Source organism: Stenotrophomonas sp. GD03654 (assembly GCF_029845105.1).
GTDB classification, from domain to species: Bacteria; Pseudomonadota; Gammaproteobacteria; order Xanthomonadales; family Xanthomonadaceae; genus Stenotrophomonas; species Stenotrophomonas africana.
Genome location: NZ_JAOCLC010000009.1, coordinates 34,253 through 46,760, shown reverse-complemented (window position 1 = coordinate 46,760; position 12,508 = coordinate 34,253). Strand labels below are relative to the sequence as shown.

15 protein-coding genes are annotated in these 12,508 nt (G+C 66.7%); 10 read left to right on the top strand and 5 right to left on the bottom strand.

Going from position 1 to position 12,508, the window contains the following annotated elements:
* Positions 1-65: 65 nt before the first annotated feature.
* The 3 genes from N5J73_RS05720 to N5J73_RS05710 all read left to right on the top strand — a co-directional run bounded on the left by N5J73_RS05720 (position 66) and on the right by N5J73_RS05710 (position 3,198).
* Positions 66-1,370: a hypothetical protein gene (locus N5J73_RS05720; protein WP_099589573.1), complete on the top strand. Its 1,305-nt coding sequence runs from the start codon at positions 66-68 to the stop codon at positions 1,368-1,370.
* Positions 1,371-1,658: 288 nt separating this feature from the next.
* Positions 1,659-2,399: a DNA/RNA non-specific endonuclease gene (locus tag N5J73_RS05715; RefSeq protein WP_019337401.1), complete on the top strand. Its 741-nt coding sequence runs from the start codon at positions 1,659-1,661 to the stop codon at positions 2,397-2,399.
* 103 nt (positions 2,400-2,502) lie between these two features.
* Positions 2,503-3,198, top strand: coding sequence for an HAD family phosphatase (locus tag N5J73_RS05710; protein ID WP_057499408.1), 696 nt, complete (start codon positions 2,503-2,505; stop codon positions 3,196-3,198).
* Between the two features lie 6 nt (positions 3,199-3,204).
* On the opposite strand, the gene N5J73_RS05705 is transcribed toward N5J73_RS05710, so the two are convergent.
* The 4 genes from N5J73_RS05705 to N5J73_RS05690 are packed head-to-tail and all read right to left on the bottom strand — an operon-like array spanning position 3,205 to position 5,252.
* Positions 3,205-3,435, bottom strand: a complete 231-nt coding sequence (locus N5J73_RS05705; RefSeq protein ID WP_088479267.1) for a hypothetical protein — start codon at positions 3,433-3,435, stop codon at positions 3,205-3,207.
* Positions 3,432-3,857, bottom strand: coding sequence for a VOC family protein (locus tag N5J73_RS05700; protein WP_088479268.1), 426 nt, complete (start codon positions 3,855-3,857; stop codon positions 3,432-3,434). The genes N5J73_RS05705 and N5J73_RS05700 overlap by 4 nt, the downstream gene beginning before the upstream one ends.
* Positions 3,858-3,867: 10 nt before the next feature.
* On the bottom strand, positions 3,868-4,329 hold the full coding sequence (locus N5J73_RS05695; protein ID WP_088479269.1) for an AraC family transcriptional regulator: 462 nt from the start codon (positions 4,327-4,329) through the stop codon (positions 3,868-3,870).
* Positions 4,326-5,252 carry a LysR substrate-binding domain-containing protein gene (locus N5J73_RS05690; protein WP_164078474.1) on the bottom strand — a complete coding sequence of 309 codons (927 nt, stop codon included), beginning with the start codon at positions 5,250-5,252 and terminating at the stop codon, positions 4,326-4,328. Before N5J73_RS05690 ends, N5J73_RS05695 begins: the two co-directional genes overlap by 4 nt.
* A gap of 91 nt (positions 5,253-5,343) precedes the next feature.
* On the opposite strand from N5J73_RS05690, the gene N5J73_RS05685 reads away from it, so the two are divergent.
* The 4 genes from N5J73_RS05685 to N5J73_RS05670 all read left to right on the top strand — a co-directional run bounded on the left by N5J73_RS05685 (position 5,344) and on the right by N5J73_RS05670 (position 8,167).
* Positions 5,344-6,384 carry a hypothetical protein gene (locus N5J73_RS05685; RefSeq protein WP_107379664.1) on the top strand — a complete coding sequence of 347 codons (1,041 nt, stop codon included), beginning with the start codon at positions 5,344-5,346 and terminating at the stop codon, positions 6,382-6,384.
* The gene (locus tag N5J73_RS05680) at positions 6,381-7,262 is read left to right on the top strand and encodes a PD40 domain-containing protein (protein ID WP_088479272.1); all 882 of its coding nucleotides are present in this window, start codon (positions 6,381-6,383) and stop codon (positions 7,260-7,262) included. Before N5J73_RS05685 ends, N5J73_RS05680 begins: the two co-directional genes overlap by 4 nt.
* 67 nt (positions 7,263-7,329) lie before the next feature.
* The gene (locus N5J73_RS05675) at positions 7,330-7,866 is read left to right on the top strand and encodes a hypothetical protein (protein ID WP_088479273.1); all 537 of its coding nucleotides are present in this window, start codon (positions 7,330-7,332) and stop codon (positions 7,864-7,866) included.
* Positions 7,859-8,167, top strand: coding sequence for a hypothetical protein (locus tag N5J73_RS05670; protein ID WP_088479274.1), 309 nt, complete (start codon positions 7,859-7,861; stop codon positions 8,165-8,167). Before N5J73_RS05675 ends, N5J73_RS05670 begins: the two co-directional genes overlap by 8 nt.
* Here N5J73_RS05670 and N5J73_RS05665 read toward each other — a convergent pair whose 3' ends face one another.
* Entirely contained in the window at positions 8,168-9,523 is a 1,356-nt protein-coding gene (locus N5J73_RS05665; protein ID WP_107379666.1) for a sigma-54 dependent transcriptional regulator, read from the bottom strand.
* 397 nt (positions 9,524-9,920) lie between these two features.
* Here N5J73_RS05665 and N5J73_RS05660 point away from each other — a divergent pair, with 397 nt between their 5' ends.
* Genes N5J73_RS05660 through N5J73_RS05650 form a run of 3 tightly spaced genes read left to right on the top strand, consistent with a single transcriptional unit; the run spans position 9,921 to position 12,425 of the window.
* On the top strand, positions 9,921-10,451 hold the full coding sequence (locus N5J73_RS05660; protein WP_107379667.1) for a hypothetical protein: 531 nt from the start codon (positions 9,921-9,923) through the stop codon (positions 10,449-10,451).
* Entirely contained in the window at positions 10,448-11,065 is a 618-nt protein-coding gene (locus tag N5J73_RS05655) for a hypothetical protein (protein ID WP_164078475.1), read from the top strand. The genes N5J73_RS05660 and N5J73_RS05655 overlap by 4 nt, the downstream gene beginning before the upstream one ends.
* Before the next feature lie 43 nt (positions 11,066-11,108).
* On the top strand, positions 11,109-12,425 hold the full coding sequence (locus N5J73_RS05650; RefSeq protein WP_088479277.1) for an adhesin: 1,317 nt from the start codon (positions 11,109-11,111) through the stop codon (positions 12,423-12,425).
* The last annotated feature ends 83 nt before the right edge of the window (positions 12,426-12,508 follow it).

Genomic DNA, 12,508 nt, shown 5'->3' with positions numbered 1-12,508 from the left:
CCCGTCGTTGAAGGACAACGGTGTCCAGTGCTATGACTGCCTGCGCCCATCAACGCACGGATGCCATGGATATTTTCCGCACTGCACTGATTGCCGGTGTTGCCTGTGCAGCAGGACCGGCATGGTCCGCTGAATCACCGATCGCAGACGCCGACGCGCGCGGAATCTTCATCGAGGCACAGCACCTGTGCCAGGCCGATGGCGGCCAGCTGTGGGGGCAATCCCTGTGCGGGCCGCTGATGCTGGTCGATCCGAAGAGCCGCCAGGTCACCGCCTCGCATGCGGATGTACACGGCGCGTTGAAGGCGCGTGGCGAGGTGTTCGTGGGCCAGCTTCCGCCCGATGCGATCGTTGCCAACACCGCCGTGGAATGGTCCGGCATACGCTGGACGCAACTGCTCTGGCCATTGCCGCAGGACGTGTCCAGGCGCAGTACGCTGCTGGCTCACGAAATGTTCCATCGGTTGCAACCGGCGTTGCCCATCACCGCCCCGACCGAAGGCGGCAACGAGCACCTCGACACACTTGAAGGACGCTACTGGCTGCAGCTGGAATGGCGCGCGCTTGCGGATGCGCTCACGGCCACCGATGCAATGGCGCAGCACACTGCGGTGAACGACGCACTCGCATTCCGCGCCGAGCGCCACCGCCAGTTCCCTGCGGCAGCGCAGGAAGAAGCGGCGCTGGAATTGAACGAGGGCCTGGCCGAGTACACCGGCGTGTTCGTCGGCAACCCAACGCGCTCCACACGTATCCAGGCGGCGCTGCATGACCTTCGCGCGCACGTTGTCGATCGCAGTTTCGTCCGCTCTTTCGCCTATGCCACCGGTCCGGCCTATGGCCTGCTGCTGGACCAGGCGGCCCCCGGCTGGCGCAACCATCTCGCCCACCCCGCCCGGGACCTCGGCACGCATCTGGCCGAAGTGACCCGGACCCCGATGCAGGGGGGTGCGACCGAGCTGCGGGCCGCTGCTGCGCGCTACGGCGGACAGGCACTGCGCGAAGCCGAAATGCTGCGCGAACAGCAGCGCATTGCGCAGCTGGAACACAACCGTGCGCGCTTCGTGACAGGCCCGGTCGTGCGGCTGGATCTGCGCAGCATGCGCATCCAGTTCAATCCCAACACGATGCAGCCGTTGCCGGGCCGTGGAACGGTATATCCAACGATGCGGCTGACCGACACCTGGGGCAGCCTGGACGTCACCGACGGAGCGTTGATGCAGAGCGACTGGAAGGCCGTGTTCGTGCAGGCACCCGCAACTGCCGACCCGCCGCTACAGGGTCCAGGGTGGTCGCTGAGTCTGAAACCAGGATGGTTGCTGGTACCGGGAACACGCAACGGCGATTACGTGCTGAAGGCGAACCCCTGACAACACCTGCAGGCATCGCGGTGCTCTAGCACGCGAGCGTTTCAGCCACGCCCTGCTCCATTTGACACATCTCCAGTGCTTGCGCGCTGTCACAGCTTCGTCTTTTCATCGTTGACCGAAAGACGACAGCTTGTGACGCTTACGGCACCGCACGGCCTCCACGGCCCTGTCATCGCGGTCACGTCTCACCGCAATCCGTAGCACTCGTCTCCGCAACGTCCCCCATGACCTCGCCTCGGCGCGGTCGTGGCGGACGGCTGCGCCCTGAACTTCTGCTGGAGAACCGCAATGCGCCTTGCAAGCCTCTTCTTCGCGTTCGTCCTCAGTGCCTTCGCTGGCGCTGCCCAGGCCCAGGTCGTCACCCTCAACAAGGGCGGCTTCGTGCTCACCTACGACTGCAGCATCCACAGCGCCACCCGCTACGAGTACACGCTCACCGCCGACACCGGCTCGGCCGCGCGCCCGTCCAGCTTCTACAAGGATCCGGACCTGCCGGCAGGCTGCCTCGGCCAGACCAGCACCGCCTCCTACGCCAGCATCAAGTCCGGCTACGACCGTGGCCATCTCGTCACGTCCAATCACATGGACTACAACGCGACCTACATCCGCCGCGCCAACTACATGACCAACATCGTTCCGCAGGTGTCCAGCTTCAACCAGGGCATCTGGGTGAAGGCAGAGAACGTGGCCGAGTGCTACCGCGACATCGCGCCGGTGGATGTCTACGGTGGCGTGGTCTACGGCGACGCCTCCAACGACTACTTCCTTTCCAGCCACGGCATCCCGACACCGGAGTTCTTCTGGAAGACCATCATCACCCGTGACCCGAACACCGGCACGGCCAAGGCGATCAGCTGGATCATTCCCAACGAAGCTAATCTCGGCAGCCTCGACAGCTACCTGGTGACCATCGCCGATCTGGAGGAGCTGCTGGGTGCGAGCTACGTCGCGATCAACGCACCGGCCTCGCTGAAGAACATGCTGCCGGCCAGCACCTGGCCGCAGCCGGCGGGTTGTGACCTGGGCTGACCGGCCTGCCGGGAATGGGGGCACCCGGACCGGGTGCCCCGCAAGGATGGCTGTGGGAAAATAGCGGGCAATTGCGCAATTGCATTGCCCCCTGGAGCTGTAGATGTCCCGTTTTCCGTTTGATGCCGTGCTGTTCGACTGCGACGGCGTGCTCGTCGATTCCGAGCCGCTGGTCGCCCGCGTTCTCTCGGAAATGCTGACCGCACGCGGCTGGCCGCTGACCCCTGCGCAGGCGGGTGAAGTCTTCCTCGGCCAGTCCGTGGCCCATCTAGCTGGCCTGATCGCAGAGCGCACCGGCAAGCCGTTCACCGAGGAATGGCTTGAAGAATTCCGCCAGCAGCGCAACCGGGCACTGGAACGTGACCTTGAAGCGATCCAGGGGGCGCCCGAGGCCGTGCGTGCGATCGCTGCGGCCACCGGCGGCCGGATCGCCTGCGCCTCCGGCGCCGATCTGCTCAAGGTGAAGCTGCAGCTGGGCAAAGTCGGCATCCTCGATGCCTTCGGCCCCCATGTGTTCAGTGGCCAGGACATGCCGCGCACCAAGCCGCACCCGGACGTGTACCTGGCTGCAGCTGCAGCGCTGGGCGTCGACCCGACGCGCTGTGCAGTGATCGAGGACACCGTCACCGGCGCCACTGCGGGCGTTGCCGCAGGCGCCACCGTGTTCGGCTTCAGTGAGGGTGGTCCGCACCACAGTACGCCCGAAGCCCTGCGCGCTGCCGGTGCAAAGGTAATTTTCCAGCGCATGGACCAGCTGCCGGGCCTGCTTGCCGCCTACGCGGTGGACGCCGTCGCCTGACCCTGCTCAGCCCGCAGTGCCCAGTGCGGCGCTGCGGCGCTTTCCGGCGTAGTGCAGCGCGAACAGGTACAGGCCGGTGAACAGTTGCAGGAACAGCGGCGGCAGCGGCGAATAGGTGATCCACGCCGCAGGCTGGCCCTGCCCGAGCCCGCGCGCCACGAAGTTGGCGATCACCGCCAGGGTGAACACGATCGAGGTCCAACGATGCACGGGCCGTGCCCAGCCACCGCGGCTCATTGCCGGCGCCTCGCCTCGGAACGGGCTTCAATCATCTTCCAGCCATTGCCTGATGGATCGCGGAATCCAGCGTCGACCGCGCCATAGCGCTCGATCGGCTCCTGGGTGAATTCCACGCCCTGTGCCAGCCATTGCGTGTAGCACGCCTGGCAGTCATCCACGGCCAGCACCAGGGGCGGCATTGCGCCTTTGGCCACCAGCTGCTGCAGCGAAAGCGCGGTAGCGGCATCGTGGGTGGGCGGGCCTGGCACGAAAAGGCCCAGCTGGAAACCGTCCTGGCCCGGGCTGCGTACCGTCAGCCAGCGGTAGCTGCCATTGCGTACGTCGGTATGCACTTCGAAGCCGAGCTTGCCGACGTAGAACGCCAGCGCCTCATCCTGGTCGCGCACATACAGGCCGACCGTGTTCACAGTGTTCGTCATGGGACCTCCCTCAGGTGGGGTCCACGCTAGCAACCGCCTCGCGGCGGCGCTTCTCCAAAACTGCGATGTTCAGGTCCGGTCGCTGCGCGGCACGTACGTGGCATTCCGGCACGCAGGCCGACGCCGCCTGGCCTGCACGCTCACGCTCACGCACATTGCCCGGGCTGTCGCCGGTGATGTCACGGAAGATGCGGCCAAAGGTGCCCAGGCTGCTCCACCCGGTCTGCGCGGCGATTTCGGTGACCGGCAGGTCGGTGTCACGCAACATCGCCACGGCCCGTTCAATGCGCCGGCTGAGTAGATAGCGGTGCGGTGGCAGCCCGAAGGCCTGCTTGAACGAGCGGGCGAAGTGCGCCGGCGACACCGCACTGACCTCGGCCAGGCGCGCGACTGGCCACTCTTCGTGGCTGGCGCGATCCATCCGGTCCTTGGCACGCAGCAGGCGCCGCAGCAGTTCGGGGCTCTGGTTCATGGCACCACCGCCTGGGCCAGATAGTGGCGTGCCGCATGCCGCGCCTCAGCGGCCTGCTCGACCAGCCAGTCACGCAATGCAATGACCTTGGCACTGCCATTTCGCGCCGTAGGTGCCACGAACCAGAAGCTGCGGCCGTCACCGGCCACACCCGGATGCGCCTGCACCAGCCGCCCGCTGTCCAGCTCCGCCTGGAACAGGATCGGCGAACCCATGGCGATGCCTTGCCCGGCGATCGCGGCGCCGACATCCAGATGCTCGACGGCAAAGGGCGTGACGAAACTCTCCGGTGCCGGCGGTGGAATGTGCCCGTGCGCGGCAAACCACAGGGCCCACCAGTCCGGTCGCCCGAGCAGGGGAATCTCCAGCGCGGCGCTGCCCAGCCCACGCGCCCCGTGCAGCAGCGCCGGCGCACACAACGGTGTGAACACGCTGGGAAACAAGGGAGTTGCCTGAAGACCCGGCCATCCGCCCTGGCCATTGCGGATGGCGGCATCGAAGTGACCGGCGGCCAGATCCTGCGGCGCTGCCGACAGGTCCAGTTCCAGCACGAACTGCCGGTGGCGGGCGCGGAACGTGCCCAGCCGCGGCGTCAGCCAGCTGGTGCCCAGCGTCGGCAGCACGGACAGGCGCAGTCGCGCCGCATCCATCTCAGCGGCGCGCATGAAGCTGGCGCGCAGTGCATCGAATGCGCGGGTGGCCTCCTGCGCGACGCTGGCACCCGTCACCGTCAGTTCCACGTGCTGTGCGTGGCGCAGGAACAGGCAGGTGCCGGTCTGGGCCTCCAGCCGCCGCACGTGGTAGCTCACCGATGCCGCGCTGGTGTCTAGCTCCTCGGCGGCACGCGCGAAGCTGCCCAGCCGCGCCGCCGCCTCGAAGGCACGGATGGCGGCAAGCGATGGCAGCTGGCGTTGGGTGACCATAAGTGTGACTTAGCCTGAGCCCCGTTATCTGCGTGGTCAATCCCCCTCCTGTCCGCAACGATGGAGGCACTTTCGACAAGGGATCACGCACATGGATCGACGGGAGTTCCTGGCCACCCTGGCCGCCGCGGCGGCGTCCACTGCCCTGCCCTCCGGGTGGGCCCTGCCCAGCCACAGCGAAGACTGGAAATGGTTGCAGGGCAACTGGCAGGTCCGGCACCGACGCCTGAAGGAGCGCCTGGTCGGCGATACCCGTTGGGAGTCCTTCACCGGTTCCAGCGCGGTCTGGCTCACCCTGGGGGGACTCGGCACCATCGATGACAACATCATGGCGCTGCCTTCGGGCCCTTACAGGGGCCTGGGCGTGCGCGCATTCGATCCGGTGTCTTCCATGTGGTCGATCTGGTGGATCGATGGCCGCAACCCTGCCCGTATCGAAGCCCCCGTGCGTGGCGTTTTCGAGGGCGATGCAGGCAGCTTCCGCGGCACCGACCGGATCGACGGACGCCCCATCGACGTGTGGTTCCGCTGGCATGACATCCACGGCGAGGAGCCGTGGTGGGAGCAGGCGTTCTCCGACGATGCCGGTGCGCACTGGGAAGTGAACTGGCGCAACTGGTTCCGCCGCACTGCTGCGATCCCCTCTCCGCTTCCGAAGCTGCCGGATGCACCGGGCGATTTTGATTTCCTGGTGGGCCATTGGAACGTGCGCCATCGTCGCCTGCGCGCTCGGCTGGCAGGCAGCGATGCGTGGGACGCGTTCAACGGCACCCTGCACAACTGGCCGGTACTGGGAGGATTCGGCAACGTGGGTGACAACCTGATGGACGTGCCTGCAGCACCGCTGCGCGGCATGGGCATCCGCGCCTGGAATGCGGCGGAGCAGCACTGGCTGAGCTGGTGGCTGGATGGCCGGGAGCCGACCCGGATCGGCGCGCCACTGCGCGGTGGTTTCCAGGCCGGTGTCGGCCGCTTCTTCGGCGAAGACCAGCACGACGGTCGATCAATCCAGACGCGGGTGATCTGGTCACGCATCACCCCGCGTTCGGCGCGCTGGGAACAGGCGGCCTCGGCCGATGGTGGGCGCAGCTGGGAAACCAACTGGGTCAGCGACTTCGAGCGACAGGCATGAAGGCGCTGCTGGCCGTGATGCTGCTGGTTGCTGCGTCGCCTGCCGCGTCTCCATCAAGGGTGCTGCAGATCGTCGGCCCGGCCGAACGCTTTGCCCCGGGCGTTGCATCCACGCAGTACGACGAGATTCGACTGACCTTGAGCCCGGACGGGAAAACCGCACTGTGGTTCAGCCGCAACCGGCCTGGCGGTCCGGGCGGGTATGACATCTGGGTCTCCCGCAACGACGGGCAGCGCTGGCGGCCGGCGACGCCGGTGCCGTTCAACACGCCGGGGCGCGACTTCGATCCCGCCTTTTCCGCCGATGGCCGCGTGGTGTATTTCTGTTCGGATCGCGCAGGCGGCCAGGGCGGCGACGATCTGTATCGGGTCAGCATGGGAAGCGACGGTCGATTCGGGGAGCCGGTCAATCTTGGCCCGGCAGTGAACAGCGCGGCCGATGAGTTCGCGCCGATGCTCTCGCCGGACGCAGCCACGCTGCTGTTCTCCAGCGATCGCGCAGGCGGTGCGGGTGGCCATGACCTCTACGTCGCAGCGATGGTCCGTGGCAGGGCACAGCCGGCACGGCCACTGGCCGGAGACCTCAATACCGCAGCGCAGGAGTTCGATGCCACCTTCCTGGGCGACGGCCGGACGCTGGTGTTTGCCCGCGCTCTGGACTTCGGCAGTGCACCGGTGCGCCAGTTCATTGCTTACGCGCATGGAGGCCGTTATGACGCGGGCCTTGCATTGCCCTCGCCCATGAACGAAGCCTCCGGCGACAGCTACGGCGCGATGCTGGATGGCTCACAACCCGACACCTTGACCTATTCGGCACGGCGCGCAGACGGTGCAGGGTTGGACCTGTACCGCGTCCGCTATCGGATGATGCGCCCTTGAAGCCAGATGTTGTCGATTCTCGGCGCCCCTGCTCGTCGAGAGGATGACTACCCAGGAGAAAACGCAGATGGCCTCACACCAGTCCCTTGCCTGCGCCTGCGGCCAGGTGCGCCTGACCGCCACCGGCAGTCCCATCGCCACCGTCGAATGCTGCTGCGACAGCTGCCGCAAGGCCGGCGCCATGCTGCAGTCGATGCCCCGGGCACCGGCCGTACTGGGCCCGCACGGCCAGACGCTCTTCGTAATGCAGCGCAAGGATCGCGTCAGCATCGATGCCGGACATGCCATGCTGCGCGCGTTGCGGTTGTCCAGCAGGGGTGGCAGCCGCCGCGTCGTGGCGGGATGCTGCAATACACCACTCTTCCTGGAGTTCAGCGGCGGCCATTGGCTGAGCCTGTATGGCCTGTTGTGGCCGGCATCGGCAAGACCCGCCGTGGAGATGCGGACGATGGTCAGTGATCTTCCTGATGCGTCTGTCCTTCCCGACGATGTGCCGAACCTGGAAACCCGGTCGCTGCGGTTCTATGCCCGGTTGATGAAGGCGTGGGTCGCCATGGGCTTCCGCAGCCCACGCATCGAGGTCGCGGGAGATACCCATGTCTGAGCCCGAGCGGATCGAGATCGAGAGCATCACCACGCCCGGGCACATCCAGCGCGTGGATCGTGCCAAGTATCTCGCCATGCGCCATGCCCTGCTGCGGGCCCTGCCTGCGCAACCGCCCGGCCTTACCGTTGCGCAGGCAAAACAGGCACTGCTGCCACATCTGCCCGCCGCCCTGTTCCCGGCAGGTGCCACCGCCGGCTGGTGGTTGAAGGCCGTGCAGCTGGACCTGGAAGCCAAGGGCGTGATCGAGCGCGTCGCGGGCAAGCCGTTGCGCCTGTTCAAGCACCTGGCGGCCGGCTGATCAGCGCTGCGCAGGCAGCTCCAGCCGGTGCTTGCGGCACAGGCGATACACCGTCACCCGCGATATCTGCATCTGCCGCGCGCACTCGGAGACGTTGTAGCCGGTCTGGCGCAGGGTCTGCAGCAGCACATCGCGCTCGGCCTGCCCCCGTGCATCGTGCAGCATCGCCGCGGGCAGGACCGCCGCCGATGCGCCCAGCTCCAGGTCACGCTCACTGATCAGCTCGCCTTCGGCCATGATCGCTGCGCGCTGCACACGGTTCAGCAGTTCGCGTACGTTGCCGGGCCAGTCGAAGCGCCGCATGGCCTGCAGTGCGGCCGGTGCAAAGCCGCGTGCACGCACGCCGTGGCGCAAGCGGAAGCAGCGCAGGAAGTGCTCGGCCAACAGCTGCACGTCGGCGCCGCGCTCACGCAGCGGTGGCATCAGCAGGCGCAGCACATTCAGACGGTAGTAGAGATCGCTGCGGAACCGCCCCTGCGCCACCGCGTGTTCCAGTTCGACGTGGGTCGCGGCAAGTACACGCACGTCTGCGCGCAGCGACTGGCTGCTGCCCACGCGCTCGAAGGTTCCCTCCTGCAGCACGCGCAGCAGACTGGTCTGTGCTTCCGCCGGCAGATCGCCCACTTCATCAAGAAACACCGTTCCGCCGTGCGCCGATTCGAACACACCGATCTGCCGCTTGTCGGCACCGGTGAACGAGCCACGTTCGTGGCCGAACAGCTCCGACTGCACCAGGTTGGCCGGAATCGCACCGCAGTTAACCGCAATGAAAGGCCTGCCGGCGCGCCCCGACAGCGCATGCAGCGCGTGTGCGGCCAGCTCCTTGCCTGTACCGGTTTCACCGGTGACCAGCACCGGAAGCTCCACCGGCGCAAACTTGTGCAGCACCGTGCGCACCGCATGCAGCGCAGAACTTTCTCCAATCAGGGCACGTGGTCCCTGCCCACCACAGGCCTCATCGATCGAAGGATCATCCGCATCGAACTGCTGGCGCATCGCGCAGACCAGCTCCTGCAGCCCGAATGGCAGGGTGAACCTCCCCTGGCAGCGCGCCAGCAGCGGCAACCACACCGGAGGTACAACACCTGCACCGGGTGGAAGCACCGCCAACCAGGGTAGATGCAGATGCTGCTCCATCCAGGAGGTGAGCAGCTGCAATGCCCTTGAATCCAAATGGCGCAGATCGAGTACGGCGAGCAATCGATCGCGCCCACGCAGGCCAATCGCCATGGCGGGATCGGGATGGATGCTGCGCACATACCAGCCCGCTGCCGCCAGCGCACTGCGTTCGTTCGCCAACGGCTCGCCAAACCAGAGCACGCAACGTGACGTAGAAGCCTCCGGGACCGCTGCCATGCTTCCCCCAGCATCCGGACACCGTCGGCGGACTGTCAGGCAAATCACCGGCGTGCCGCCCCCCGCCGGGACCTCTACGGCCGCCTGGGCGGCCTTTGTTGGGCGGATCCTAGCGCTTACCTAAACGGCGACGCAATGAGCAGTGCGTCAAGGAATTCGAGGCTGAAGCGGCACCGTTGCAGACGGCGACGCCACCTGTAACACCGATGCGACAGTCGCCCGCCGCCCTTGCCCTGCGGTGCCTGGGGCTTCGAAATCCCAACAATTCCGCGACGTGCCTGTAACAGCGTGGCAGCAGCCCGGTCAGGTACTGCATGGTCCCAACGTTGGCGGATGGGCACTTCGAAGTTGGCACGGTTGATGCGTGGTTCCGCCGCACCCATCGCGGGAGATCGGCATGGACGGCACCACCCTGATTCGCGGCCTGGCCGCAGCGCTGGCAATGGCCCTGCTGTCGGTTGGCGCCGACGCGTCCGCATCGGGCGCCCGCCAGGGCGTGAAGGCACAACCGGGCGAAATCGTCCTGCTGAGGGACGTCTCGGCGCGGCCGGCCTATCGCATGGCACCGCCGGGCATGGCGCTGATTGCCGACCCGAAGCCAGAGCGCGAGATCGCCACCGCATTGGGCGCCGGCGGCACGAAGACCGGCATGGACGAGTTGAGCGATGAGGACTATGCCGGCATGGGTGCCGGCCAGGCAGCGTCCATCGCGGCGCCGGGTGGAACCACTGTTGAACGGGTCACCCAGCAGGCCCTGGGCGGGACGCTTGGCCGCGGTGGTGATGGCATGGTCGGCAGCAACCTGGGGGGCGCCATGAGCGGTCCGCTCGGTGCGGTCGGCAGCAGCACCCGCGGTATCGCCGATACCATGCGCGGCGCACTGGCCCAGTTCCCCCTGCAGGGCACGGCCCCGGCAGGTGGAAAATGAAGGCCCTGCACGGGTTGCTTCTGCTGCTCGCTGCTGCACCCTGGGCGACGCGGGCCGATGACTACAGCGGCATGCTCGCCTATCTCGACGTGGCCCGCATCGACGGCCACGCACTGGCCGGGGCGAATGGCGCCATCGCCGTGAACCAGGCCGCCGGCGACCTCAACGTGCAGGCCAACCTGCGGGGTATCGCCAAGGGCGATCGCGCCGACGTGGCAATCAACACGCGGCAACTGCAGCAGGGCAACCGCGTGCTGTCCGGGCCGCTGCAGGCCACTGCATTCGTTGGCGGTGACGTACTGGCCGGTGCCAGTGGCATCGCATCCATCAACCAGGCCAGCGGCATCGCCAACACGACGCTCAATGTCGTCAGCGCGACGCTGGCCCGACAGGGCATACGCGAAACCGACGATACGGCCTTGGCCGCCGAGGGTTCCGCGTTGGCAGGGGGGCGGGACGACACCGATCGCGGCGTCGCGACGGGCACCCGCAGCGCCGGTGTAGCCAGCACCGCGCTGCAGGGATTCGACGGGGTCCTGCAACTCAATCAGATCGCGGGCAACGGCAACGACACGGCCAACGTACTGGGCCTGGTCGTGCAGGACCGCCCGTGACAACCACCCAACCGATGCACCACCTGATGAGAGAGAGGGCACCATGAAAGCGACCGTCAAACAGACCATGCTCGCCATGGCGATTGCCACTGCCTCAACCGCCGCTGCGGCCAATGGCTGGGACAACCAGAACGCCAACGCGAACATCAACCACAACCACACCGTCAGTGAAACCCGCAACGATACGCACAACCACACCGACAACGACGTGCGCAACCGCACCGTCAACGTCAATGTGCAGAAGCACAGCAACATCCAGGCCGACGAACGCAAGGAGAAGAACAACCACGGCGTCGACGTGAACCTGGAGAAGGACCTGCGGCTGAGCACCGACATCAATTTCTCCGGCGATCCGAACATCACCGGCGACATCGACCTCGACTCGGCGGCCATTGCCGTGATCGACAACCGCCAGTCGATCAGCAACAACGCCACCAGCAACAGCCTGGTCACCAACAGTGCGTCCATCGGTGACAGCGTGGGGGCCGGCGCATCGGGCAATCTCGGCTTCAACGTGGTCTCCGGCGACAACAATGCCCAGGACAATGCCGCGTCGTTGTCCGCTGCCGATGCGTCCTTCAGCTTCGGCATGGCTGACGCCGAGGTGTTCGTCAACCAGGCCGGCTTCGGCAACGCCACCATGAACTCCGGCGTCACCAACGCCGCAGGTCTTGGCGGCAACGCTTTCGGCGGCGCGTCCGGCAACATCGGCGTGAACATCGCCTCGGGCAACAACAACGAGCAGAAGAACGCGCTCGCGGCCTCGGTCGCGACCACGGCGGTGGCGCAGTCGAGCATCAGTTCGAACCAGGTCTCCACCGGCAACACGGTCAGCAACGCCGGCTTCGTGCAGTCCTACACCGATACCGTGCAGGTCGGCATGCATGGCGGCGTCAGCGGCCTGACCCTGGCCTATGGCGCGGGTACCTACCGCGGCACCGGCAACGCCTACCAGATGGCGAACTACTATCTGGACACCTGGAATGGCGAACTGCCGCACCCGGGTGGCAACAGCACCGGCCACATCGACCTGGACAACCAGATCCAGAACGCCACGATGAACCCCAACCGGCCGGGGGTGGGCGGCCTGGGCTTCGACACGCGTGAGAGTGGCACCAGCCAGTTCGTCGAACTGGGCGTGGCCGACCTGTATGCCAGCCTCAGCGGCACGGTCAGCACCACGCGCTGGGTGAACGTCAACGCGACCAACACCTCGGCATTGTCGGGCAGCGCCTTCTCCGGCGCCTCCGGCAACATCGGCGTGAACGTAGCTTCCGGCACCGGCAACCTGCAGGCCAACAGCCTTGCCCTGGCAGTCGCCCAGCCCAGCACCGGCGGTGGTGGTGGCAGCGGCGAGTAAGCGCAACACCCCGGCCGTCCGCCAATGGCCGGGTTCCCGGGAGCCCCTGTTCCTCCTCCCCCTTGGGACAGGGGCTCCCCCTG

What these genes read in the sequence shown, in the direction of transcription:
- N5J73_RS05720 (WP_099589573.1), top strand. Translation starts at nt 66, where the DNA reads ATGGATATTTTCCGCACTGCACTGATTGCCGGTGTTGCCTGTGCAGCA.
- N5J73_RS05715 (WP_019337401.1), top strand. Translation starts at nt 1,659, where the DNA reads ATGCGCCTTGCAAGCCTCTTCTTCGCGTTCGTCCTCAGTGCCTTCGCT.
- N5J73_RS05710 (WP_057499408.1), top strand. Translation starts at nt 2,503, where the DNA reads ATGTCCCGTTTTCCGTTTGATGCCGTGCTGTTCGACTGCGACGGCGTG.
- N5J73_RS05705 (WP_088479267.1), bottom strand. Translation starts at nt 3,435, where the DNA reads ATGAGCCGCGGTGGCTGGGCACGGCCCGTGCATCGTTGGACCTCGATC.
- N5J73_RS05700 (WP_088479268.1), bottom strand. Translation starts at nt 3,857, where the DNA reads ATGACGAACACTGTGAACACGGTCGGCCTGTATGTGCGCGACCAGGAT.
- N5J73_RS05695 (WP_088479269.1), bottom strand. Translation starts at nt 4,329, where the DNA reads ATGAACCAGAGCCCCGAACTGCTGCGGCGCCTGCTGCGTGCCAAGGAC.
- N5J73_RS05690 (WP_164078474.1), bottom strand. Translation starts at nt 5,252, where the DNA reads ATGGTCACCCAACGCCAGCTGCCATCGCTTGCCGCCATCCGTGCCTTC.
- N5J73_RS05685 (WP_107379664.1), top strand. Translation starts at nt 5,344, where the DNA reads ATGGATCGACGGGAGTTCCTGGCCACCCTGGCCGCCGCGGCGGCGTCC.
- N5J73_RS05680 (WP_088479272.1), top strand. Translation starts at nt 6,381, where the DNA reads ATGAAGGCGCTGCTGGCCGTGATGCTGCTGGTTGCTGCGTCGCCTGCC.
- N5J73_RS05675 (WP_088479273.1), top strand. Translation starts at nt 7,330, where the DNA reads ATGGCCTCACACCAGTCCCTTGCCTGCGCCTGCGGCCAGGTGCGCCTG.
- N5J73_RS05670 (WP_088479274.1), top strand. Translation starts at nt 7,859, where the DNA reads ATGTCTGAGCCCGAGCGGATCGAGATCGAGAGCATCACCACGCCCGGG.
- N5J73_RS05665 (WP_107379666.1), bottom strand. Translation starts at nt 9,523, where the DNA reads ATGGCAGCGGTCCCGGAGGCTTCTACGTCACGTTGCGTGCTCTGGTTT.
- N5J73_RS05660 (WP_107379667.1), top strand. Translation starts at nt 9,921, where the DNA reads ATGGACGGCACCACCCTGATTCGCGGCCTGGCCGCAGCGCTGGCAATG.
- N5J73_RS05655 (WP_164078475.1), top strand. Translation starts at nt 10,448, where the DNA reads ATGAAGGCCCTGCACGGGTTGCTTCTGCTGCTCGCTGCTGCACCCTGG.
- N5J73_RS05650 (WP_088479277.1), top strand. Translation starts at nt 11,109, where the DNA reads ATGAAAGCGACCGTCAAACAGACCATGCTCGCCATGGCGATTGCCACT.